The sequence below is a fragment of the Saccharothrix ecbatanensis genome (assembly GCF_014205015.1).
In the GTDB taxonomy this organism is placed as follows: Bacteria; Actinomycetota; Actinomycetes; order Mycobacteriales; family Pseudonocardiaceae; genus Actinosynnema; species Actinosynnema ecbatanense.
Map to the genome: position 1 here is coordinate 5,484,922 of NZ_JACHMO010000001.1, position 23,147 is coordinate 5,508,068.

At 70.1% G+C, this 23,147-nt stretch carries 22 protein-coding genes; 8 read left to right on the forward strand and 14 right to left on the reverse strand.

What is annotated here, in order from left to right:
- The first annotated feature begins 96 nt into the window (after window positions 1-96).
- The 5 genes from F4560_RS23045 (at window position 97) to F4560_RS23065 (ending at window position 5,123) form a co-directional block, all read left to right on the forward strand.
- Window positions 97-927 carry a class I SAM-dependent methyltransferase gene (locus F4560_RS23045; protein WP_184923083.1) on the forward strand — a complete coding sequence of 277 codons (831 nt, stop codon included), beginning with the start codon at window positions 97-99 and terminating at the stop codon, window positions 925-927.
- Window positions 928-937: 10 nt separating this feature from the next.
- Entirely contained in the window at window positions 938-1,861 is a 924-nt protein-coding gene (locus tag F4560_RS23050) for a GNAT family N-acetyltransferase (RefSeq protein ID WP_184923085.1), read from the forward strand.
- Window positions 1,862-1,985: 124 nt separating this feature from the next.
- Window positions 1,986-2,621: an ATP-binding cassette domain-containing protein gene (locus F4560_RS23055; RefSeq protein ID WP_184923087.1), complete on the forward strand. Its 636-nt coding sequence runs from the start codon at window positions 1,986-1,988 to the stop codon at window positions 2,619-2,621.
- Window positions 2,618-4,513 (forward strand): YhgE/Pip domain-containing protein, encoded by a 1,896-nt coding sequence (locus F4560_RS23060; protein WP_184923089.1) that lies wholly within the window; start codon window positions 2,618-2,620, stop codon window positions 4,511-4,513. Before F4560_RS23055 ends, F4560_RS23060 begins: the two co-directional genes overlap by 4 nt.
- Window positions 4,514-4,529: 16 nt before the next feature.
- Window positions 4,530-5,123, forward strand: a complete 594-nt coding sequence (locus F4560_RS23065; RefSeq protein WP_184923091.1) for a TetR/AcrR family transcriptional regulator — start codon at window positions 4,530-4,532, stop codon at window positions 5,121-5,123.
- A gap of 45 nt (window positions 5,124-5,168) precedes the next feature.
- Here the strand turns inward: F4560_RS23065 and F4560_RS23070 are convergent, their stop codons facing one another.
- From F4560_RS23070 to F4560_RS23095, 6 genes are all read right to left on the reverse strand, one after another.
- A complete protein-coding gene (locus tag F4560_RS23070) occupies window positions 5,169-5,774 on the reverse strand; it encodes a Rossmann-fold NAD(P)-binding domain-containing protein (RefSeq protein WP_184923093.1) in 606 nt (201 codons plus the stop codon).
- Window positions 5,771-6,367: a P-loop NTPase family protein gene (locus F4560_RS23075; protein ID WP_312869434.1), complete on the reverse strand. Its 597-nt coding sequence runs from the start codon at window positions 6,365-6,367 to the stop codon at window positions 5,771-5,773. The genes F4560_RS23070 and F4560_RS23075 overlap by 4 nt, the downstream gene beginning before the upstream one ends.
- Before the next feature lie 843 nt (window positions 6,368-7,210).
- Window positions 7,211-8,497 carry a Gfo/Idh/MocA family protein gene (locus F4560_RS23080; RefSeq protein WP_184923095.1) on the reverse strand — a complete coding sequence of 429 codons (1,287 nt, stop codon included), beginning with the start codon at window positions 8,495-8,497 and terminating at the stop codon, window positions 7,211-7,213.
- Window positions 8,498-8,566: 69 nt separating this feature from the next.
- The gene (locus F4560_RS46255; RefSeq protein WP_312869435.1) at window positions 8,567-8,944 is read right to left on the reverse strand and encodes a TetR family transcriptional regulator C-terminal domain-containing protein; all 378 of its coding nucleotides are present in this window, start codon (window positions 8,942-8,944) and stop codon (window positions 8,567-8,569) included.
- Between the two features lie 322 nt (window positions 8,945-9,266).
- On the reverse strand, window positions 9,267-10,568 hold the full coding sequence (locus F4560_RS23090; protein WP_246477874.1) for an alpha/beta hydrolase: 1,302 nt from the start codon (window positions 10,566-10,568) through the stop codon (window positions 9,267-9,269).
- A 14-nt stretch (window positions 10,569-10,582) separates the two neighbouring features.
- Window positions 10,583-11,086, reverse strand: a complete 504-nt coding sequence (locus tag F4560_RS23095; protein ID WP_184923099.1) for a GNAT family N-acetyltransferase — start codon at window positions 11,084-11,086, stop codon at window positions 10,583-10,585.
- Window positions 11,087-11,163: 77 nt separating this feature from the next.
- Here F4560_RS23095 and F4560_RS23100 point away from each other — a divergent pair, with 77 nt between their 5' ends.
- Complete coding sequence (locus F4560_RS23100; RefSeq protein ID WP_184923101.1) at window positions 11,164-11,616, forward strand: winged helix-turn-helix transcriptional regulator; 453 nt, start codon at window positions 11,164-11,166, stop codon at window positions 11,614-11,616.
- 285 nt (window positions 11,617-11,901) lie between these two features.
- Here the strand turns inward: F4560_RS23100 and polA are convergent, their stop codons facing one another.
- A complete protein-coding gene (gene polA, locus F4560_RS23105) occupies window positions 11,902-14,577 on the reverse strand; it encodes a DNA polymerase I (RefSeq protein WP_184923103.1) in 2,676 nt (891 codons plus the stop codon).
- 86 nt (window positions 14,578-14,663) lie between these two features.
- Here polA and F4560_RS23110 point away from each other — a divergent pair, with 86 nt between their 5' ends.
- Both F4560_RS23110 and F4560_RS23115 read left to right on the forward strand, forming a co-directional pair.
- Window positions 14,664-15,065 carry a hotdog fold thioesterase gene (locus tag F4560_RS23110; RefSeq protein ID WP_184929331.1) on the forward strand — a complete coding sequence of 134 codons (402 nt, stop codon included), beginning with the start codon at window positions 14,664-14,666 and terminating at the stop codon, window positions 15,063-15,065.
- A gap of 67 nt (window positions 15,066-15,132) precedes the next feature.
- Complete coding sequence (locus F4560_RS23115; protein ID WP_312869436.1) at window positions 15,133-15,696, forward strand: DUF4352 domain-containing protein; 564 nt, start codon at window positions 15,133-15,135, stop codon at window positions 15,694-15,696.
- A gap of 53 nt (window positions 15,697-15,749) precedes the next feature.
- Here F4560_RS23115 and F4560_RS23120 read toward each other — a convergent pair whose 3' ends face one another.
- The 7 genes from F4560_RS23120 to F4560_RS23150 form a co-directional block, all read right to left on the reverse strand.
- Window positions 15,750-16,454: an ABC transporter ATP-binding protein gene (locus F4560_RS23120; RefSeq protein ID WP_184923105.1), complete on the reverse strand. Its 705-nt coding sequence runs from the start codon at window positions 16,452-16,454 to the stop codon at window positions 15,750-15,752.
- Window positions 16,444-17,184, reverse strand: a complete 741-nt coding sequence (locus F4560_RS23125) for an ABC transporter ATP-binding protein (protein WP_184929333.1) — start codon at window positions 17,182-17,184, stop codon at window positions 16,444-16,446. Before F4560_RS23125 ends, F4560_RS23120 begins: the two co-directional genes overlap by 11 nt.
- A 32-nt stretch (window positions 17,185-17,216) precedes the next feature.
- Complete coding sequence (locus tag F4560_RS23130) at window positions 17,217-18,383, reverse strand: branched-chain amino acid ABC transporter permease (protein WP_184923107.1); 1,167 nt, start codon at window positions 18,381-18,383, stop codon at window positions 17,217-17,219.
- Entirely contained in the window at window positions 18,380-19,342 is a 963-nt protein-coding gene (locus F4560_RS23135) for a branched-chain amino acid ABC transporter permease (protein ID WP_184923109.1), read from the reverse strand. The genes F4560_RS23130 and F4560_RS23135 overlap by 4 nt, the downstream gene beginning before the upstream one ends.
- A gap of 126 nt (window positions 19,343-19,468) precedes the next feature.
- Complete coding sequence (locus tag F4560_RS23140) at window positions 19,469-20,644, reverse strand: branched-chain amino acid ABC transporter substrate-binding protein (RefSeq protein WP_312869437.1); 1,176 nt, start codon at window positions 20,642-20,644, stop codon at window positions 19,469-19,471.
- Window positions 20,645-20,922: 278 nt separating this feature from the next.
- Entirely contained in the window at window positions 20,923-21,528 is a 606-nt protein-coding gene (locus tag F4560_RS23145; RefSeq protein WP_033437907.1) for an ANTAR domain-containing response regulator, read from the reverse strand.
- A 422-nt stretch (window positions 21,529-21,950) separates the two neighbouring features.
- A complete protein-coding gene (locus F4560_RS23150) occupies window positions 21,951-22,916 on the reverse strand; it encodes a hypothetical protein (RefSeq protein WP_184923113.1) in 966 nt (321 codons plus the stop codon).
- Window positions 22,917-23,147 lie beyond the last annotated feature (231 nt).

The window sequence follows — 23,147 nt, forward strand, 5'->3', positions numbered from 1 at the left end:
GATCACCGATCAAGGACAGCGCGAACCCACTACGCGGGCGATATCGTACGCGGCCGGCCGTCCACCCGGCAAACGCACCCCCTTGAATGGAGCAGTGTGTCCGACCAGCACGCGAGCGCGGAACAGGCGCTCGGCACGACCGGCATCGCCAAGCGGGGCGTCGACGCGGCCGAGTCGCGGACGGCCAACCGGATCTGGTGGGACGCCGACGCGGACGACTACCACGCCGAGCACGGCGACTTCCTGGGCTCGGCGGACTTCGTCTGGTGCCCGGAGGGTGTCCGCGAGGAGGACGCCGGATACCTCGGTGACCTGCGCGGACGTCGGATCTTGGAGGTCGGCTGCGGCTCCGCGCCGTGCGCCCGGTGGCTGACGGCGCGTGGTGCGCACGCGGTGGCGTTCGACATCTCTGAGGGGATGCTGCGGCACGCCGTGGCGGCGAACGAGGCGACCGGCGTGGCCGTGCCGCTGGTGCAGGCGAGCGCGGACCAGCTGCCGTTCGCGTCCGGGAGCTTCGACGCGGCCTGCTCGGCGTTCGGCGCGGTGCCGTTCGTGGCGGACGTGGGCGAGGTGTTCGGCGAGGTCGCGCGGGTGCTGCGGCCGGGCGCGCCGTGGGTTTTCTCGGTGACTCACCCGATCAGGTGGATTTTCCCGGACGACCCGGGGCCGGGCGGCCTGACCGTCACCCAGTCGTACTTCGACCGCACCCCGTACGTGGAGGTCGACGACAGCGGCCGGGCGACGTACGTGGAGCACCACCGGACCACCGGGGACTACGTGCGGGCGCTCGTCGGCGCGGGCCTGGAGCTGGTGGACGTGGTCGAGCCGGAGTGGCCGGCGGGGCACACCCGCACGTGGGGCCAGTGGAGCCCGCTGCGCGGCCGGCTGTTCCCGGGCACCGCGATCTTCCGCACCCGCAAGCCGTAATCTGCCTGGTATGACCGTCGGTCAAGGGCTGATGGACGCGCAGAGCGCGCGCTTCGCGAGCGTCGACCCGCTGTTGCCGTCGGTGATCGCACCGCCGGAGGGCGACGTCATCACCGCCGCGCTGCCGGACGGCACCAGGGTCGCGGGCGTGCTGCACCGGCAGGTGCACGAGCGGCGGTCGGCCGCCCGGCTCTGGTCGGCCACCGAGGTGTGGGAGCTGACGCCGCTGCTTGGCGCGACGGGCGCGGCGGGCATGGACGCGTTGCTGCGGGCGTGGCGCAAGCGGCTGGACCTGCTCTCGCCGGCCGAACGCGACTCGGCGTGCGTGCTGATCTGGCCGAGCCGGGACGCGGAGGCGACCAGGGCGCTGCTGGACCACGGCCTGGTGCCGCTGACCGTGATCGCCGTGCGGCAGGGCCCTCCCCCGCCGGTGACGGGCACCGCGACGATCCGCCGGGCCACGCCGGCCGACCTGGAGACGGTGCTGACGCTGGCGCTGGCCGAGCTGCGCTACTCGTCGATGGTGGGTTCGACGGTGCACCGGCCGGACGCGGTGGAGCTGAAGCGGCGGACGTTGGCCGAGCGGCTGGCCGCGGGCGGTCCGGCGTGGCTGGCCGAGCGGGACGGCATCGCGGTGGCGCTGGCCGAGTGCGCGGTGGTGACGTCGGAGCCGGGCAACTGGACGGCGACCAGGCTGCCGCACGGGCGGTGGGGTTACGTGAACTGCGTGTCCGTGCTGCCGGGCGCGCGGGGCACCGGGCTGGGCCGCCAGATCATGGCGCACGCGCACCGCGAGCTGCACCGACTGGGCACGGTCGGCACCTACCTGTACTACAACCCGCCGAACCCGCTGTCCTCGGTGTTCTGGCCGCGCCAGGGTTACCGTCCACTGTGGACGATGTGGGAGGTCCGCCCGGCGGGGGCGTTGCGCTAGGTCGCACCCGCTCGAAGTCACGCCCGCTTGAAGTCACACCTGCTTGAAGTCACACACGCTTGCGACTCGGCACGTGCCGGACGACTATTTGAACTGACCGGTCAGTTCGAATAGGAGGTCCGCAGTGCAGATCCACGCTCGGCACGTCGGCGTCACCGGGCCGCACGGCCCGTTGCTCGAGCCGACGTCCGTGCTGGTCAGGCCGGGTGAGCTGGTGCTGGTGGCGGGCGATCCGGGCGCCGGGCACACCGCGCTCGGGCTGGTGCTGGCCGGGCGGATGCGCCCGACGACCGGCGAGGTCTCCCCTTCTCCGGCCGAGCTGCGCAAGCGCGTGGTGCTGGTGGACTCCCCCGACGTCACCGAACCCGAGGGATCGCTGACGCTGGCCGGCGTGGTCGGCGAGGAACTGGCCATGAACGGCGCCCGCAGCGGGCGCAAGGCGGTGGCGGACTGGCTGGTCGAGCGGGGCGCCGACGAGTACCTGGACCACCGGTTCGAGCAGGTCCCGGCCGCCACCCGGTGCGCGCTGACGTTGGAGCTGGCCGCGGGCCGTCCCGGCGCCGACACGCTCGTGCTGGACAGCCCCGACCGCTACCACGGCGACCCGAAGGGCTGGTGGGAGCTGGCGCGCGGGCACGTGACGCCCGACCGGTCGGTGGTCGCCCTCTGCACCACCACTTCTGCCGGCGTCCTCGGCGTGCCCGTCGCGCGGATCGGCGCCGACAACGTTCCCGACAACGTTCCCGAGGAGTCCGAGTGACCGCCGTCCGGATGGCGTTCAACGAGCTGCGCCGGGTCACCTCCGGCCGGCTGCCCAAGCTCGCCGTGGTGGCGTTGACGCTGGTGCCGCTGCTCTACGCGGCGCTGTACCTGTACGCGAACAAGGACCCGTACGCGCACCTCGACCAGGTGCCGGCCGCGCTGGTCGTGGAGGACAAGGGCGCGACCGCGAGCGACGGCACCCACGTGGACGCCGGGCACGACGTGGCCGAGGAGCTGGTGCGCGGCGGCCGGTTCGACTGGCAGCGGGTGGACGCGGCGGAGGCCGAAGAGGGTGTGCGCAACGGGACCTACACGTTCGGGTTGACCTTGCCCGAGGACTTCTCGCAGGCCCTGCTGTCGTCCGGCGACTTCACGCCCCGGCAAGGCGTCATCGTGCTGACCACCAACGACGCGAACAACTACCTGGGGTCCACGATCGCCAACCAGGTGGTCGCCGAGGTGCGCCGGTCGGTGTCGGTGGAGGTCGGCGCGGAGGCCGCGGACCGGCTGCTGCTGGGCTTCTCCACGATCCGGCAGAAGACGGCCGAGGCCGCGGACGGCGCGACGAAGCTCGCCGGCGGTCAGCAGGACGCGTACGCCGGTGCTCAGCAGCTCGCGGACGGCACGGCGCCGTTGGCCGACGGTGCGGCGCAGGTGTCGTCCGGGTTGACGCGGTTGCGCGACTCGACGGCGGACCTGCCGGTGAAGGCCGAGCGGTTGGCGTCGGGGGCACGGCAGGTCGCCGACGGGAACGAGAAGGTCGCGGTGACGGCCGAGGAATACGCGGTCAAGGCGCAGGGTCTGGTCGACCGGCTCGGCGCGGTGGACGGGGACGTGGCGGCGCGGCTGCGTGCGCTCGGGTTCTCGGAGGAGGAAGTGCACCGCGTAGTCGGGGCGTTGGGCGAGGTCCGCAAGCCGGTGGACGACGCGAACGCCCAGGTCCAGGGTGCGGCCGGGCAGCTGCGGACGTTGGCGGACGGCGCTCGTCAGGTGTCCGACGGTGCGGCGCAACTGGCCGCGAGCACGCCCGCGTTGACCGACGCCGTGGTCAGGCTGAACGACGGGGCGGCCCAGGTGGCGTCGGGGGCGGCGCGGGTGCGTGACGGCGCGGGGCAGCTGCGGGACGGTTCCGGACAGCTGGTGGAGGGGGCGAACCGGCTGCGGGACGGCTTGGTGGCGGGGGTCGAGGAGATCCCGAATCCCGATGACCCCACCCGTGAGTCGACCGCGCGGACGATCGGCGACCCGGTTTCGGTGCGCGGGGTGAGCCAGACGTCGGCGGGCAGCTACGGCGCCGGGCTGGCGCCGTTCTTCCTGGGGCTGGCGACGTGGATCGGGGCGTTCGTGTTGTTCCTGCTGCTCAGGCCGTTGTCACGGAGGGGGTTGGCGGGTGGGCAGTCGCCGCTGCGGGTGGCTTTGGGCGGTTGGCTGCCGGGTGTGCTGCTGGGTGCGGCGCAGGTCGTGGTGATGTTCGCCGTGGTGACAGTGGTGGTGGACATCCGGCCGGCGCACCCGGTGGGCGTGTTGGCGTTCCTGTTGCTGGTGTCGGCGACGTTCGTGGCGGTGCTGCACGCGTTGAACGCCATGTTCGGCGCGGTCGGGAAGTTCATCGGCCTGGTGCTGCTGATCTTGCAGCTGGTGAGCGCCGGCGGCACGTTCCCGTGGCAGACCATCCCCGTGGCGTTGTACCCGCTGCATTACGGGCTGCCGATGGGGTACGCGGTGGACGGGCTTCGGCACCTCATGTACGGCGGGCCGTTGGGCGGCGTGGGGCGGGACGCGGTGATCCTGGTCGGGTACCTGGTGGCGGGCCTAGCCTTGGCGACGCTCGCCGCGTACCGGCAGCGGGTGTGGACGCCGGCTCGGCTCAGGCCCGAGCTGGCGCTGTGAGCTAGGGGGTGCGCCTGTGACCGGCACGCGACCGGGCCGTACCGCCGTGACCAAGCAGAAGCTGTTCGACGCCGCGTTGCGGCTGGTCGGCGAGCGGGGCGCGGCGGGCGTGACGGTGGACGAGATCGCCGCCGAGGCGGGGGTGGCGAAGGGGACCGTCTACTACAACTTCGCCAGCAAGGACGCGCTGGTGGACGCGTTGCTGCGGCACGGCGTGGACCTGTTGGCGGCTCGGCTCCGGGTGGCCGAGGAGGAGTCGGAGACGTCGTCGGCGATGGCGTCGCTGGTGGACGGGATGCTCGGGTTCTTCGCCGAGTACCCGGCGTTCGGGCAGTTGCTGGTGTCCGAGCTGTGGCGGACGCCCGGTCAGTGGCACGACACGTTGAGCCTGCTGCGGGACGACATCGTGTCGATCGTGCGTGGCCAGATGCAGCGGCTGGCAGACACCGGCCGGCTGCCGGAGGGTGTGCAGGTGGGGACGGCGTCGGCGGCGTTGTTCGGCACGCTGCTGGTGATCGCGTTGGACTGGCAGGTGTTCCAGCCGGAGCGCAGCCTCGCGGACGTGCGGGAGTCGGTGTTGTCGCTGGTTCGGGGTTTGCGGCCGAGCTGAGCCCGTCGGTGGTGCTTCTCGCTGGACGTTACTGTCGGACCGCTGTCAGTGCCGCATGACCCAGGTGTCGACCTCGCCGACCTGGTGCACCGACGGCGGTCTGCCGGCCAAGGCCCGGTGCACGGCTTCGAGGACGCCCACCGACGTCTCCTCGTGGCTGAGCCAGCGGGTGCTGCCGCCGTGGCGGATGAAGCCCAGCACCACCTGCTGGGTCGGGTGGCCGTCCAGGGCCGGGTCGGGCACGCCGCGGACCGGGTTGATCGCGCCGCTGTCGTGGACCTCCACCACGGGGGCGTGCGGGGCGAGGAGGGGTGCGACGGCCTTGAGCACGTCGTCGCGGTAGCTCGCGTGCACCCATGCCACCAGCAGGTCCGCCGGTCGGTCCATCACCTCGCGGACCCGGTCCACCAGCTCCTGCGGTCGGGACCAGTCCGCCGTCACCGTGATCTGCTCCGCTTCGCCGACTTCCCGGACCTCGCTCACGTGCGGCAAATGGCTGCGCCCGCGCAACGCCGCTTTGGCCGCGCGGCCCAACGTCCCCTCCGGGCGGCGGCTGGGGAGCACCACTTGCCACCCCTGCGCGAGCAACTCGTCCGCGCACCCCTTCAGCATCCCCGTGCCGCCCAACACCAACGCCGTCCGCTCGTTCATCGCACCGACTCCTCGCCCCGTTCGGCGGCCCGGCGCAGAGGGCCTGACCGCCATTGGTCGACCTCACGCTGCCCACGCAGACGCACCACCGTGACCCGTTCGGCGTGCTCTCCTTCGAGCACGGCGCGGACTCGTTCGCCGGTGCGGCTGTGCGATTTCCACGCCCAGCGCAGCAGGTGTTCCCGATCGGTGAACACCGTATGCAGGGGCGGTTCGACGTTGCCGTTCCACAGTTCCTGGCGGCGGACGCGGCGGACCGCGGTGCGCACCGCCACCCGGCGCATCACGACGTGCCGGGGGTGGTCCAACCAGACCAACGTGTCCGCGTGCTCCAGCAGCACCGGCCGGGCCGGGCTGTACTGCCACTCCGTCGCCCAGGCGCCGAGTTTGACGAATCGACGCACGTCGGACTCGAACTCCGGCCGTTTTGTCCACTGTGGACCGTGGAACAACGAGTCCATTTCCACATAGGGCAAGCCAAGAGTGCGGGCGACGAGGTTCGCCAGGGTAGATTTCCCCGAGCCGGACGTGCCGGCCACGAGCACCCGGCGTGGCGGGTGCGGCAACTCGTCGGTGGGTCCCAAGAGCGGCACCGAGCCAGGCTACCGCCGCACCGCAAGCCCTGGTGAAGACCGGGGAACACCGACTGAAGATCACCCTTCCGAGCTAACCGGCGATGAATGGGCAACTTTTGGCGGAGGAGCTGCGTTGCCGGGAAAGAAGGAGGCGGCGGCGCGGCGGGGACAGGTGGGTGAGGCGTCGGGCAGGCGAGGTGGACAGACTGGTCAGGCAGGTGGCTGGTCATGCAGGTGGCTGGTCATGCAGGCTGGTCGGACAGGCCCTGGTCGGACGCGGAACACGCACACGGGCCATGGTCGGGCACGGGCACGGGCACGGGTGCGGGTAACGGGTACGCGTCTGCCAACCTGGTGAGCGTCTGCCAACCTGGTCGGGTCGGACAGCGGATCGGATCGGGCCAGATTGGCAGCCGCCCACCACGGGTCGGGTCGCGCAGGCACGGCGGTCAGTCAGACACGCGCGGGTCGATCGGACACGCACGGCGGCCGGTCGCGCACGCGCACGAGCCGGTCGGGCGCGCGGGTCGGTCGGGTCGATCGGGCACGCGCGCGGGTCGGTGGGGTCGATCGGCACGCGCGGGTCGGTCGGGTCGATCGGGCACGCGCGCGGGTCGGTCGGGTGTGTGGGTCGGCCGGTGCGCGAGCGGGCCGATCGCCGGGCAAGGCGTATAGGGGCTCGGGGCGCAGTTGGGCAGCGCCTGACGGCAGTTGGGCAGCGCCTGACGTGAGATGGCCGGCCCACAACCCGGCCGGGCAGGCAGCCGGCAGCGCGGGCTGGGCGCGGGCTGGGCGAGCGGTTGCGTTCGTGCACAGGTCGGCGCGAGCGGGGCACGTCGGTGGTGGTGGGCGTGGGCGGGGCTAGTGGAGGTTGAGTAGGTCGGTTACGTGGACTGGGTGGCCGGTTTCGAAGCTTTGGTTGGCGGCGAAACCCGTCAGCAGTGAGAGTGCCCCGTCACGGTGGGTGGCTTGCCGGGCCAGCGGGTCCGGTTGGCCGGGTGGGCCGTACAGGACCTTGGTCATCCGCGCGTCCGCACCGCCGTGCCCGACGCTGCCGAACTCCAGGGGAACCTCCCGTGCCCGTTCGAACAGTGGCTGGACCGTCAGCCGAGCACTGCCCTCCTCGGGATTCGCCTCCTTGCCGTGCACCGCGGGCTGCTGGCCGCTCACCCAACTGTTCTCCACGACCTCCAGTTCCAGCCGCCCCCTACTGCCGTTGACCATCAGCCGATAGCCCTCCCACGGCGAGTACGCGGTCAGGTGGTACGTCAGGTTCGCACCGCTCGCATACCTGACCAGCACAGACATGTCGTCCTCAATGGACACACCGGGCGCGAAGGGGTTCTGGTCCCGCTGGTAACCGTCCTCGTGCTCCGCATCCAAGTACAACCGGCGCAGCCACGGGTCGCGGTCGATGTGCAGGGCGAACGGGTCGTCCACGGCCTCCGGTGAACCGTGCACCCGACCGTAGGGCCGACCGTTGCCGTGACGTTCGCCGTTCTCCTCCCCGTAGAAGAACAGCCGCCCGTGCGCGTACACGACCTCCGGCACTGAATCGACCCACCAGTTCAGCAGGTCGAAGTGATGCGTGGCCTTGTGCACCATCAGGCCACCGGAGTTCGCCTTGTCCCGGTGCCAGCGCCGGAAGTAGTCGGCGCCGTGGCGCACGTCCAGCAGCCACTCGAAGTGCACTGAACCGATCTCGCCCACCGCTCCACCGGTCAGCAGCTCTCGCACCTTCTCGTGCACCGGGTTGTACCGGTAGTTGAACGTGACGGTGACCTGACCGTCGTTCCGCTCCACCGCGTCGAACACCTTGCCCACGCCGGCCGCGTCGACCGTCATCGGCTTCTCGGTCACGACATCACAACCCGCGTCCAACGCCTCCACGATGTAGGTGTCGTGGTGCCGATCAACGGTGCAGACGACCACCACGTCGACCCGCTCCACCTCGATCATCCGGAGGAAGTCCTCGGCGGCGTACGTCGGCACGGGCCGGGCCAGGCGTTCGTTGTGCACCGCCATGCGAGTGGGGTTGACGTCGCAGAACGCCACCAACTCCCCCCGCTCCGCGTGCGCGACGATCGCGTCGATGTGCAGCTCCGCCCGCGCACCGGTGCCCACGACCGCGTAACGCTTGTGTGCCATGCCAAGCCTCCAGGTAAGCGCTTTCCACCACCCTAGCCCGCCCGCGCGACACACCGTCAAGCGCGGTTCTCACCGGCTGGGCAGCGACTCCAGGTGCCGACGCAGCACCGCGCGCATGACATCCGGCGTGGTCAGGGAAGGCTGGAGCACCCCGTTCACGGCGAGGCCGTCGAGGAGCGAGGCCAGCCGTTCGGTCTCCAGCGCCAGGTCCGCCACCCCGCCCTCGGTCAGGATCTTGCCGATCAGCGTCCGCATCCCCGCGTGCAACCGCCGTGCTTCCGGCTTCAGCGTCGGCCAGGTGCGCGCGGCGGTGACGAAGGCCAGATCTCCGACTCGTCCCTCCGGTCCGGGTCGAGGGGCAGCAGTTCGCCGAGCAGGTTCGCGACCGCCTGCCGCCGGACCTCGGGCGTCGTCGCGGAACGAGCCTGCCCGGCACGGCCAGCACACGGCGCTCCAACCTGTCGGTGAGTTCCGTGAGCGCGAACCGGAGCAGGAAGTCGTGGTCGGCGAAGTAGTGCCGGACCGACCCCACGGCGAGGCCGGCCTCGTCGGCGACGTTGCGCAGCGACGCCTGCTCCAGGCCGTGCCGCCGGACTTCGCGGAACACGGCTTCGGCTACCTCGCGGCGGCGGACATCGGGATCTACGACCTTGGGCACGGCCCCTTAGCACAGTCACGTCAAAAACGCGTTGACGCTGTCGATCGGGATCGGCCTGCTCGGCGAGGCGATCCCGATCGGCGTGCGTCTGCTGAAATCCGCCCAGAACGCCTAGCAGGCCGGGAAGAGGCGGCGGGTGGTGTTCGGCGCGGTGTAGGCGGCGGGGTCGCTGAAGCGGCAGCCGTAGTCGGGGGCGGCGACGACGGCCGGGTCGTCCACGACGTCACCGGCGGGCCGGCGGCCGGTGTCGGCCCACGTCACCAGGTCGTCCCACGCCGTGCCCACCTCGGTCGGGCTGAACTCGCAGTGGTTGATCGTGCGGATCGCCCGCTGCGCGAGCAGGTGGCCGCGGTCGTTGCGGTCGACGTCCCGCGAGTAGATCTGCTCCATCGAGAACGGCACGAACATGTCGCCCAGCCCGTGCAGCGACAGCACCGGCGCGGTCGGACGGCCGGCGATGCGGGGCACTTCGGTCAGCTTCGGCGTCAGACGGGCCTTGAGGTTCTGCGGCAGGACGCGCTCGACCGACCGGTTCACGTCGACCGGCGCGTTGGGCTCGTACCGGGTCGTCGCGTTGGTCGCGATCTGACCGGGACTTTGGGCCAGCCCTTCCCCCGACGCCGTGACCGCGAGACCGAACAGGAAGTCCTTCCAGAACGCGAACGCTTGCGCCGAACCCGGACGCGGCCCGCCGCTGCGGTTGGTGACGATGGAGACGAACTGCGCGCCGCGTTCGTTCGGGGTGCCGGTCAGGCCGAGTTCGGCCTGGATGCGCGGGACGACGGCACTCAGGTAGTCCTGCGGCGCGGGCCACGCGCGGATGCCGCTGATGGCTTGGGCCACCACGTTGTAGTCGAGGATGAAGTCGAACAGCTCGTGGTCGCCGAGCACACCGCACAGGGGCAGGGCGCCTTTGTAGAAGCCGGGGAACTGCTCCAGCGACCGGCCGATGACGTGGCCGCCCATGGAGGCGCCCACGATGAACGTGTCCGTCGGTTTGCCGACCAGCTTGTGGAAGTGCTTGGCCAGGTCGTGCGTGCCGAGGACGCCGGCTTTCACGTCGTAGGTGTTGGCGTAGTAGCTGGACGCGGCCCAGGCGAAGCCCTGGTCGAGGAGCTTCTGGCGCAGTCCGAAGCCGGGCGGGTCGACAGTGAGGACGGTGCTCGCGCCGCGGTAGCCGTGGGCCCACATGGCGAGGCGGCCGTTCCATCGCGGCGGGACCTCGATGATGTACGCGGCGTGCTCGTGCACGCCTTGCAGCACCCGTGACGGTTCGCCGCCGACCTGTGCGGGCGGCAGGGGCGGGTTGTTGATCGTGTAGCCGGGGAGTGGCTGGTCGCCGGGCGGCGATGACGCCATCGCCGGTGGTGCCAGCAGGACCAGGATGAGCGCCAACCCGAAGACCCGTCGCATGCGGGTCATTGTGCTCACCACCGGAGGTCTGCCACCAGGTCTTCGTGGGTCAACTGGTAGTTCAACGGATAGGTGACCCGGATGACGTCGTCCTCCTCGCGGACCAGCCGCGCTCCGGGGAACACGCGGGCGACGAGGCGCAGCATCGGTTCGTTGTGGCCGAGGACGTCGCCGTGCAGCTCGGTGTAGCGGAGGTCGGTGGCGAGCCGGCCGAGGGCGGTGATGAGCCGGGTGCCGACGCCTTTGCGCTGCCACGGGTCGACGACGGCGAGGGCGATCTCGGCGGTGTCGTCGCCGGTCGCGGCCAGGCGGGCGATGCCGATGGGCGTGCGGTGGCACTCGGCGACGACGGCGGCCTTGCGGTAGCCGTCGAGGTCGGTGAGCTGGCGGCGCATGGTGGCGGTGAGGCGCGGCATCGGAGCGTGGAACCGCAGGTAGCGGCTCTGCGGGGACAGGCCGTGGAAGACGGTGTCGACCGCCGCACCGGCTTCGGCGGCGTTCAGTTCGCGGACTTTCATGGCGCACGCCCCTTGAGTTCGGATTCCGAACCCTAGCTGGATCCGTTTTCCGAACGCAAGGGGTATTGTCGACTGACATGGCCCCCGTGAAGGTTGCCGACGAGCTGTGCACGGTGTCGCTGCCCGCTGCCCTGCTGGGCGAGCGGTGGACGTTGCTGCTGCTGCGGCAGGCGTTCCTGGGCACGCGGCGGTTCGAGGACTTCCAGGCGGCGATGGACATTTCGCGCAGCGTGCTGACCGAACGGCTGGGCACGCTGGTCGAGGAGGGCATCCTGCGCCGGGAGGCGTACAAGGACGTGCGGACGCGCTACGAGTACCGGCTCACGGAGAAGGGTCTCGACCTGTACCCGGTGCTGATGGCGCTGCGGAAGTGGGGCGACAAGTGGATGTCGCCGGACGAGGGCCCATCGTTCGACCTGCACCACCGCTCGTGCGGGGGTGGCGTCGGGGTGCACGTGGCGTGCGACGAGTGCGGCGCCGACCTGACCGCGCGCGACGTCCGGGTGACGCCGCTGCGCGACCCGAGCTGAGCCGGCTGGCGACCCTGGGTAAACCCACCCGGCGGACCGACCGGCGGACCCGCGCAGAACCGGCTGCTCTCGGCGGCGACCCGCTCGGCGCGCGTCGGCGCCCGTCAGTGCGGCTCAGTGCGCGGCGGCGTGTCGGCGCGCGCCAGCGCCCGTCAGCAGCGCCCGTCAGCAGCGCCCGTCAGCAGCGCCCGTCAGCAGCGCCCGTCAGCAGCGCCCGTCAGCAGCGCCCGTCAGCAGCGCGCGGCGTCAGTGCGCGGCGTCAGCGCGCGGCGTCAGCGCGCGGCGTCAGTGCGCGGCGGCGTCCCAGGAACGGCCCACGCCGACCGAGACCTCCATCGTCACCGACAGCTCGTACGCCCGGCCCATCTGGTCGCGGACGAGGGCCTCTACCTGCTCGCGCTCGCCCTCGGCGATCTCCAGCACCAGTTCGTCGTGCACCTGGAGCAGCATCCGCGACCTCAGACCGGACTCCTCCAGCGCACGGAACACGCCCAGCATCGCCACCTTGATGATGTCCGCCGCGCTCCCCTGGATCGGCGCGTTCAACGCCATCCGCTCGGCCATCTCCCGGCGCTGCCGGTTGTCGCTGGTCAGGTCCGGCAGGTAGCGGCGCCGGCCGAGGATCGTCTCGGTGTAGCCCTTCTTCCGCGCGTCCTCCACCACCGCGTGCAGGTAGTCGCGCACGCCGCCGAACCGGGCGAAGTACGCCTCCTTCTGCTCCCGCGCCTCCGCCGCCGAGATCCGCAGCTGCTGCGCCAGCCCGTACTCCGAAAGCCCGTACGCCAACCCGTACGACATCGCCTTCACCCGCCGGCGCTGCTCGCCCGACACCTCCGACGTGGGCACCGAGAACGCCCGCGACGCGACGAACGTGTGCAGGTCCTCCCCGCTGCGGAACGCCTCGATCAGGCCCGCGTCCTCGGACAGGTGCGCCATGATCCGCATCTCGATCTGGCTGTAGTCGGCCGTCATCAGCTCGCTGTAGCCCGGCCCGACCACGAACGCCTCGCGGATGCGCCGCCCCTCGTCCGTCCGGATCGGGATGTTCTGGAGGTTCGGGTCCGTGGACGACAGCCGCCCGGTCGCCGCGATCGTCTGGTGGAACGTGGTGTGGATGCGGCCGTCGTCGGCCACCGACTTGAGCAGCCCGTCGACCGTCGACTTCAGCCTGGTCGTGTCCCGGTGCGCGAGCAGGTGCTGGAGGAACGGGTGCTGCGTGGCCTCGAACAGGTTCTGCAACGCGTCCGCGTCCGTCGTGTACCCGGTCTTGGTCTTCTTCGTCTTCGGCATCTGGAGCTCGTCGAACAGCACCGTCTGGAGCTGCTTGGGCGAGCCGAGGTTGATCTCCTTGCCGATCACCGAGTACGCGTCCTGCGCGGCCTGCTTCACGCCCGCCGAGAAGTGCGCCTCCAACGCCGCCAGGTGCTCGGAGTCGATCGCGATGCCGACCGCTTCGACCTCGTCGAGCACCATCATCAGCGGCAGCTCCAACGACGACAGCAGCGACGCCTGGCCGGTGGCCACCAGCTCGCGGTCCAGCGCGTCGGCCAGCTCGCCCACCGCGAACGCCCGCACGATGGTCGACGTCGCGACCTTCTCGCGCTCCTCGTCCTCGTCCGCCAGCAGCGACAGCTGGCCGTCGTCCGGCTCCTCCGCGCGCAGCTCGCGCTTGAGGTAGCGCAGCGCCAGGTCGTCCAGCGCGAACGACCGCTGGCCGGGCCGCACGAGGTACGCCGCCAGCGCCGTGTCGCTGGTGATCCCGCGCAGCTTCCAGCCACGTGCCCTGAGCTGGCGCAGCGGCAGCTTCAGGTCGTGCGCCGCCTTCGGCACCGACTCGTCGGCCAGCCACGCGGCCAGCGCATTCTCGTCTTCCTCGGTCAGCGACGCGACGTCGACGTACCCGCCCTCGCCGCCGACCGCCGCGAGCGCCAGCCCTTCGATCTCGCCGGCGGACGAGCGGAACGCGACGGAGACCCGGCCGGACCGGGCGTGCGCGTCGAGCCACGACGCCAGCGTGCCGACCGGCACCGCGCCGCCGCTGACCGTGAAGCCCTCGTCGGCCTCCGGCTCGGCGGTGGACAGGGTGGAGAACAGCCGGTCACGCAGGACCCGGAACTCCAGCTCGTCGAACAGCCGGTGCACCGCGTCCCGGTCCCACGGCCTGGCTTCGAGGTCGGCCGGGCCGAGGGGCAGCTCGACGTCCTTGACCAGCTCGGTGAGCTGCCGGTTCAGCATGATGTTGGACAGGTTCGCGCGCAGCGCGTCGCCCACCTTGCCGGCCACCTCGTCGACGTGGTCGATGAGGCCGTCGAGCGAGCCGAACTGGGTGAGCAGCTTCACGATCGTCTTCGGGCCGACGCCGGGCGTGTTCGGCAGGTTGTCCGACGAGTCGCCGCGCACCGCCGCGTAGTCGGCGTACAGCTCGGGCGGCACGCCCTGCTTCTCCAGCACCAGGTCGGGGGTGTACCGGGCCATCTCGGACACGCCCTTGACCGGGTACAGCACCGTCACCTTGTCCGTGACCAGCTGCAACGCGTCCCGGTCGCCGGTACAGATCAGCACCTCGAAGCCCGCCGCCGTCGCCTGGGTGGTGAGCGTGGCGATCAGGTCGTCGGCCTCGTAGTTGTCCTTCGAGAGCGCCGGGATGGAAAGCGTGCCGAGCACGTCCTCGATGAGGCTGACCTGGCCGCGGAACTCCTGCGGTGTCTCGCTGCGGCCGGCCTTGTACTCCGCGTAGGCCTCGCTGCGGAACGTCTTGCGCGAGACGTCGAACGCCACCGCGATGTGGGTGGGCTTCTCGTCGCGCAGCAGGTTGATCAACATCGAGGTGAAGCCGTAGACCGCGTTGGTGGTCTGGCCCGTGCCGGTCTGGAAGTTCTCCTTGGGCAGCGCGAAGAACGCCCGGTAGGCCATCGAGTGGCCGTCGACCAGCAGCAGACGGGAGGCTTCTGAAGTGCTCACGCCGGCGAGTCTAGGGTGAGGGTCCGACACTTCTGCACCGAGTGGAGCAACCGAGTGGAGCGCACGTGACGTCAGCACCCGAGGACATGCCCGGCGCCGACCACGACGCCGACCACGAGCAGCTGACCTCGAAACTCGGCATCGAGATCACCCATTGGGATGCCGATCGGCTGGTCGGGACGATGCCCGTGAAGGGCAACCGGCAGCCGTACGGGCTGCTGCACGGCGGCGCGAACGCGGTGCTGGCGGAGACCCTGGGCTCGGTCGCGGCGGCCATGCACGCGGCGCCGGAACGGCTGGCGGTGGGGCTGGAGCTGTCCTGCACGCACCACCGGGGCGTCACGGAGGGTGTCGTCACGGGTGTGTGCACGCCGATCCACCGCGGTCGCAGCACCGCCACCTACGAGATCGCGATCACCGACGAGCAGGGGCGGCGCGCGTGCACGGCCCGGCTCACGTGCTTCCTCAAGGATGCCCCTAAAGCGTGAATGTGCGGTCCGGCTCCCCGCCGGCGTGGAACACCCGGAGTGGGGAACCCGTGGAGTGGAGGTGGGCGTGCGGCGGCTGGTGGCGGTGATGTCCGTGGTCCTGGCGGCCGGGTCGGCGACGGCGTGCGGCGGTATCCCGGTCGAGGCGGGCCCGCAGTCGGCGACGTCCCCCGCCCCGACGTACCCGGTGCCGGCGCAGGCGGTGCGGCCGGACGAGAAGGTGCTGAAGATCCCGACCACGTCGGACGGCGACACGGCGTTCACGCTGGTCGGGCTGACCACGGAGATGCCGACGCTGATCGGCAGCCACGCCGAGTACCACGCCAAGGGCCAGTTCGTCCGTATCCGGCTGACGGTGATCAACAACGGTCGCAGCAGCGTGTCGTTCGACGCGCGCCGGCACGTGATGATCGACGACCTCGAGGCCGAGCACGCGGTGGACACGCAGGCGATGAACGTGAAGCGGCAGCCGGAGACGATCGACCTCGGCGCGAACGTGCGCCTGGAGTACGACGTCTACTACGACCTGCCGAAGGACGCGAAACCGCTGGCCCTGCGGGTGTACGGCGGTCCGACGCTGACCGACCTGAAGGACCAGTCGAGCACCGAGATCCCGCTGGCCCAGCCTTGACCAAGGCTGGGCCGGCGGGTTTCGGACTCAGTTCCCGGACTCAGTGCCCGGACTCAGTGCCCGCCGAGGTACGCCGCGCGCACCTGCGGGTCGTCCAGGAGCTCCAGGCCGGGGGCGCTCTTGACGACCCGGCCGGTCTCCAGCACGTACGCGCGGTGGGAGAGCTTCAGCGCCTGCTGCGCGTTCTGCTCCACCAGCAGCACGGTCGTGCCACGCTTGTTGATCTCCTTGATGATCTCGAAGATCTGCGCGATGAGCATGGGCGCGAGGCCCATCGACGGCTCGTCTAGCAGGAGCACCTTCGGCTTGGTCATCAGCGCCCGGCCGATGGCGATCATCTGCTGCTCGCCGCCGGACATGGTGCCGCCGAACTGGTTCTTCCGCTCGGCGAGCCGCGGGAACAGCTCGTAGACCTCGGCCAGGTCGGCGTCCAGCGCCTCCTTGCGGGTGTAGGCACCCATCAGGAGGTTCTCCTGCACCGTCATGCCGGGGAACACGCCGCGGCCTTCCGGTGACTGGCCGATCCCCGCGACGACCCGCTTGTGGCCGGGCATCTTGGAGATGTCCGCGCCGTTGAACAGGATCTGGCCGCTGGTCAGCGGGCGCAGGCCGGAGATCGTCTTGAGGGTCGTCGTCTTGCCCGCGCCGTTGGCGCCGATCAGCGAGACGATCTCGCCTTCGTCCACTTCGAGGCTGATGCCCTTGATCGCGGCGATCTTCCCGTAGTGGACGTGGATGTCCTTGATCTCAAGAAGCATCGTCGGACACCCCCAGGTAGGCCTCGATGACCTTCGGGTTGTTCTGCACCTCTTGCGGGAGCCCTTCTGCGATCAGCTGGCCGAAGTCCAGCACCGCCACGCGGTCGCTGACGCCCATGACCAGGCTCATGTCGTGCTCGATCAGCAGCACGGTCCGGCCGCTGTCGCGGATCTTGCGGATCAGCGCCTGGAGCGATTCCTTCTCGGCCGGGTTCATCCCCGCCGCGGGCTCGTCCAGCAGGAGCAGCTTCGGGTCCGTGGCCAGGGCGCGGGCGATCTCGAGCCGCCGCTGGTCGCCGTAGGGCAGGTTCTTCGCGGTCTCGCTCATCCGGCCGGGGATGCCGACGAAGTCCAGCAGCTCCCGGGCCAGCTCACGGCCGCGCTTCTCCTCCTTGCGGTGCCAGGGCAGGTTCAGCGTGGCGCCGATCGCACCGGTCTTGTGGTGCGCGTCCGCGCCCACCATCACGTTCTCCAGCGCCGACATGTTGTGGAACAGCCGGATGTTCTGGAACGTGCGGGCGATGCCCTGCTTGGTGATCTTGAACCGCTTGCCGCCGTCGATCCGCGTGCCGTTGAACAGCACCTGGCCCTCGGTCGGCTGGTAGACGCCGGTGACCACGTTGAACACGGTGGTCTTGCCCGCGCCGTTCGGGCCGATCAGGGCGAAGATCTCGCCCTGGTTGACGCTGATCTTCGCTTCGCGGAGGGCGACCACGCCGCCGAAGCGCATGGTCACGTTGTCCAGCTGAAGGACGGGAGTGCTCACTTGGCCGCCTCCGTCGTGGTCACATCGGTGTCCGGACCCGCGACCTCGGCACCCATCGTGCCCATGCCGCCGGTGCCCTCGTGCAGTTCGGCCTTGCGCCTTCGGGAGGGCAGCAGGCCTTCCGGCTTCAAGCCCATCATCAGCACCAGCACGCCACCGAACAGCAGGATGCGGAACTCCGCCGGGTCCTTGCCGCCGAGCGCGTCCTTCAGCCACTCGACCTCGCGGAACCGCTCCGGCAGCCAGGCGATGACGAACGCGCCGAGCATGACGCCGGGCAGGTTGCCGGAGCCGCCGAGCACAACCGCGGCGAGGATCGTCGCGGACAGGATGAACGGGAACGTGTTCGGCTCGATGAACACGGCCTTGCCCGCGTAGATGCCACCCGCCAGGCCGCCGATCATGGCTCCGATGGCGAACGCGAGGAGCTTGAACTTGAACGTCGGCACGCCCATCAGCTCGGCCGCGTCCTCGTCCTCCCGGATCGCGGCCCACGCGCGGCCGACCCGGCTCTTCTGCAACCGCACCGAGAAGATGATCACCACGATGATGGCGGCCACCATCAGGTAGTAGTACGGCGCGGGCAGGAGCGCGAACTCGACCACACCCGGGATGTCCGTCGGGTGCGGGATGTTGGTGATGCCGCGCGCGCCGCCGATCTCGTCGGTGTTGTTCGCCGTGATGCGGACGATCTCACCGAAGCCGAGCGTCACGATCGCCAGGTAGTCGCCGCGCAGGCGCAGCGTCGGCGCGCCGAGGATGACGCCGGACACCGCGGTGATCAGGATGCCGAACGCGACCGTCGCCCAGTAGTTCCAGCCGTACTGGGTGCCGAAGTAGGCCACCGAGTAGCCGCCGATGGCGAAGAACGCGACGAAACCGAGGTCGAGCAGGCCCGCTTGGCCGACCACGATGTTCAGGCCGATCGCGAGCAGGATGTAGGTGCCGATCGGGTAGATCAGCACCGTCGTCCAGTCCGAGCCGGGCGACATGAAGCTGCCGATCCACGGCGCGGGCAGCACCAGTGCGAACACGATCGCGCCCAGGTACACGAGGTACCGCTGCCACACCTTGGCGTGTTCCCACCAGTCGCGGGCGCCGTCGAACAAGGCGCCCACACGCCTCAACGGATTCGCGTTGCCAGTCACTCCGTTGCCTTTCATGCGCGGGCCTTCTGTAGGGATTCACCCAGGATGCCGGTCGGGCGGAACATCAGCACGATCACCAGCACGGTGAACGCGATCACGTCCTTCCACTCCGAACCCAGGAAGATCGCGCCCCAGTTCTCGATGAGGCCGAGCACGACACCGCCGAGCAGTGCGCCGCGCAGGTTGCCAATACCGCCGAGCACGGCCGCCGTGAACGCTTTGATGCCGAGCACGAAACCGACGTTGAAGACGGTGTTCTCGAACTCCATCAGGTAAAGCGCGCCGGCGACACCGGCCATCGCGCCGCCGAGGAGGAACGTGACCCGGACGATGTTGTCGATGCTGACGCCCATGAGCACGGCGGCTTCGGGGTCCTGCGCGGTGGCGCGGATGCCGCGGCCGATCTTGGTGCGGTTCACCACGCGGTCCAGCGCGATCATCATGATGACGGCGGCCACGATCACGATGATGTGGTCGGTGCGGATCGCCGCGTTGCCGATGGAGAACACGGTGTCGCGGTCGACCAGGCGTGGCGACGACTGCTGGTTGCGGCCGGGCTTGCCGGTCAGCCACGGGATGATGACCAGCGCGAACAGCTCTTGCAGGAACAGCGACGCGCCGATCGCGGAGATCAGCGCGGTGAGCCGGGTGGCCCCCTTCTTGCGCAGCGGCCGGTAGGCCACCACCTCAAGCAGCATCGCGGCTCCGCCGGAGATCAGGGCGGACAACGCGATGATCAACAGCATCACGCCGAACAGCGCGAACCCGGTCAGTGGCGACGCGGGCGCGACCGCGGTGATCACCACGAGCGACGTGAAGGTGCCGATCATGAAGATCTCGGAGTGCGCGAAGTTGATCAAACGCAGCACGCCGTAGACCATCGTGTAGCCGAGGGCGATCAGCGCGTAGATGGAGCCGAACACCAGTCCGCCCACCGTGCTGGGTAGGAACTGGTTGAGGAAATCATCAAGCATGACAGGTTGCCTCACGAGACGGGCGGGGAGAGAACATAGCCATAGTGGTGGGGAGCGGGCGCCGTCGTTCCCACGACGCGCGCCCGCTCCCCAGCTCGCTAGCTTGCTTGCCTAATCCGTCCCGGATCAGCCTTCGAGCTTCGCTTCCTCCGCCGGCCCGAGCAGCTTGAGGACGCCGCCCTTGACCTGGTAGACGAAGATCGCGTTGTTCTCCGGCTCGCCGTTCGCCTTGAACTTGATCGGCTTGGAGATGCCGTCGAAGCTGATCGTCTTCAGGTACTCGTTGATCTTCTCACCGGTGGTGTTGCCCGCCTGGACGGCCTTGATGAAGGCAGTCGCGGCGTCGTAGCCCTCGGTCGCGTAGATCGCCGGGTCGGCGTTGGCGCTCTTCTTGTACTTGTCGAAGAACTCCTTCAACGGGCCGGTCACGTCCGCCGACGGGATGTTGCACGGGCAGGCGAGGACAGCGCCCTCGGCCGCCGCGGCACCCGCGCCGGTCACCAGCTGCTGGTCGAGCGAGCCGTCGCCGGAAGCGAACATGGCCGTGACGCCGCCGTCGCGCAGCTGCTTGAGCAGCCGGCCGGCCTGCGCGTAGTAACCGCCGAAGACGATCACGTCGGGCTTCGACGCGGCGACCTTAGTGACGGTGGACGAGTAGTCGGACGCGTCCTTCGCGAACTTGTCCCGCTCGACCGTGACACTGGCGCTCTCGAACGACTTGGCGACGGCGTCGGCCAGGCCGACGCTGTACTCCTGGTCGTCGGACAGGACGAACGCCTTCTTCGGGGCCTTGGCCTTCACCAGGAACTCGGCGATGCCGGGGCCCTGGTCGTCGTCGTTGGCGACGACGCGGTGCCAGTACGTCCAGCCGTTCTGCGCCAGGCCGGGGTTCGTGGCGGACGGCGAGACGCTGGGGAGCTTGCTCTCCTCCAGCTGGCCGCCGATGGCCTTCGACTCACCGGAGAAGGCCGGGCCGATCAGGCCGACGATCTTGTCCTGGGTGACTGCCTTCGTGATCAGCGAGGTCGCCTGGTCGGGCTTGCCCTGGCTGTCGTACGGCACCAGCTCGATCTTGACCTTGGGGTTCGTGGCGTTGTACTCGTCGATCGCCATCTTCGCGCCGTTCCGGGGCGGAATCACGATCGCCGAGTTCTCACCGGTGAGGTCACCCATGAACCCGATCTTGACCGAGGTGACTTCGCCACCCGCGTCGCCACCGCCGCCGCCTCCAGCGCAAGCCGCGAGCACCAGCGACGAAGCCGCCGCCAGCGCCAGAACTCGGCCGAGTCGTGCTCCTGACACCGGAATACCTCCCATGACACCAACCATCCCGCCGGTAGGCGGATGCCCTCACACGAGGGCTGGGTTAGGGCAGGAACGTAGCTTCAAGTGAGTTCGATGAACAGGTGGTCTTACTGCTCTGTGTCCACATCGTGACGGTAGTCACCGGAAAATGCCCTGACGTTAACAACCCTAAATCCAGCTCAAATCGCCGCAGGTCACGTGGTCAATGCGGGCTGTGACCAACAATGGCCGAGGCACTGTCCGATACTCGAACGTGTATCACTCGCGGGGGTTAGTCACCCGAAGTTTTCGATGACGGCTTCGGCCACGGCCTTCATCGTCGTGCGGCGATCCATAGCCGTCCGCTGCACCCAACGGAATGCCTCGGGCTCCGACAGACCCTGCTTGGTCATCAGCAATCCCTTGGCGCGCTCGACCACCTTGCGCGTCTCCAGGCGGTCGGTGAGCCCGGCGACCTCGTTCTCCAGGGCCTGCAACTCGGCGAACCGGCTCATCGCCAGTTCGATCGCGGGCACCAGGTCGCGCTTGGCGAACGGCTTGACCAGGTAGGCCATCGCGCCGGCGTCACGCGCGCGCTCCACGAGGTCGCGCTGGCTGAACGCGGTGAGGATGACGACCGGGGCGATGCGCTTGCCCGCGATCACCGAAGCGGCCTCGATGCCGTCGACCTTCGGCATCTTGACATCCATGATGACCAGGTCCGGTCGCAGCTCGGTGGCCAGCGTGACCGCCTCGTCGCCGTCGGCGGCCTGACCGGCCACCTCGTACCCCTCTTCGCGCAGCATCTCGACCAGGTCGAGTCGGATGAGGGCTTCGTCCTCGGCCACGAGCACACGCCGTGGCGCGGCCTCGGGCTGGGCCTCGGCAGCCGGTTGGGTCACCGGGGTCCTCCTGACATTGACGTTCTGACGGCGGCTCGACGCGGTCGCGTCGGACGAAACCGCAGTCTACCGGCGGGTCGGGCCGCACCGGGGCGACCTGGCCGTGATCGCGGCCACCGCCGCCGGCTTGGTCGGTTCGGGCCTGGCCGATCGGCCGAACGCGCCGGGTGGACGCCATCGTGCGGTGGGAGGCCGATCGGGGCGGCGGCACACGGTCCGCGACAGGGTGTCGACCAGGCAGGTGGACACCCTGTCGCGGCGAGGAGCCAATCAGGGCAAGCGGACACCAGCCTGCGCCAGGTTGTCGATCGGGCGGCTGGACACCAGTCGGCGGCAGGTGTGACCCGATCGGGTCTGCTTATCGCAGGCAACTGCGGGCCCAGGGCGTGCCGGGCGCCCGTGTGGACGCCCGGCACTGCGGGTCAGCGCACCGCCTGCGGCGGCTCCCACCAGCCCGTCACGCCCCGCGGCCACTCGACCGCGGCCAGCGCGGGCTCGTGCTCCGGGTTCGGACCGTCCACCTCGCGCAGGAATAGGTCGTACCAGCCTGTCGAGATGCCGAGACCGCCCCCGACACTGGGAACTTCCACACACCCCGGCAGCCCGAACACCGGGTGCAACAGCTGATCAACCATCTTCGGCACGCTGAGGCTCGTGGGCCACTCGACCCACCACTGGTCGCCCTGGGCCAGCGCACGCACCCACGGCGCGGCGGCGAACAGGTGGTACCGGCGCAGCACGGCACTGCCCACACCCGTCGGGCGCGGCGCCTCGGCCAGGCGGTCGCGCTCGACCTGGGTGAGCGGCCCGTCGATGAACGTCGCGCTCATGTCACGGCCCGCCAGCAGGTTCCGCACGTACTTCATCCCGTCGGCCCACGCCCGTTCGTCCACGCCCGCGAAGTGCACGGACGCGTCGAGGCCCAGCAGCCGCAGTTCCACCGAACGGGGGTGGTGGGTGACCCGCAGACCGGCCGCCCCCGCCGCCCACTCGCCGTCATACCTGGGCAGCAACTCGTAGAGCAGCGGGCCCAGGGCGTGTTCGGTGAGGTGCAGGCGGAGTTGCCTGCCCGGCTCGACGGCGCTGAACGCGTGCGCCGGCCGCAACATGCTCGCGGGCGGACGGAGTTGCAGGTGGGCGCCCGCGTCCAGACCGGCTTGCAGCACCACGGATTCGAGCGCGCGCTGGTCGTCGCCCTCCGCGTCGGGCAGGAACAGGCCGCGCACGTCAGCCTTGCCGCCGCGCAAGGCGTCGACCACGCGTTCACGGCGGTCATCGGGCAGGTCGTGCAGCACCGCTTTCACCGCGGGCACGGCCTGGGACAGGTTCTCGCCGGTGTAGGTCCGGCGGAGGTCGACCAGCTGTTCGGTCAACGACGATCGCGCCATGGCAGTCCTCGCTCCCGCCGCCCGGCTCGGCGCAACAAGGACGCGTTACGCGTCGTTCAACGGTGTCAGGTGGGTCTTCCATGAGCAGGGGTGCCCTCACCCCGCGGCGGATCACGCCACCCGCTTGCCGGGGAGTGGCTCCAGCCTCACGTCTGCTCACACACGCCGTTTCCGACGATAGCAAGCTCCGGCTCCGTGCCGCGACGCCCACACGATCAACCGGTGACGACC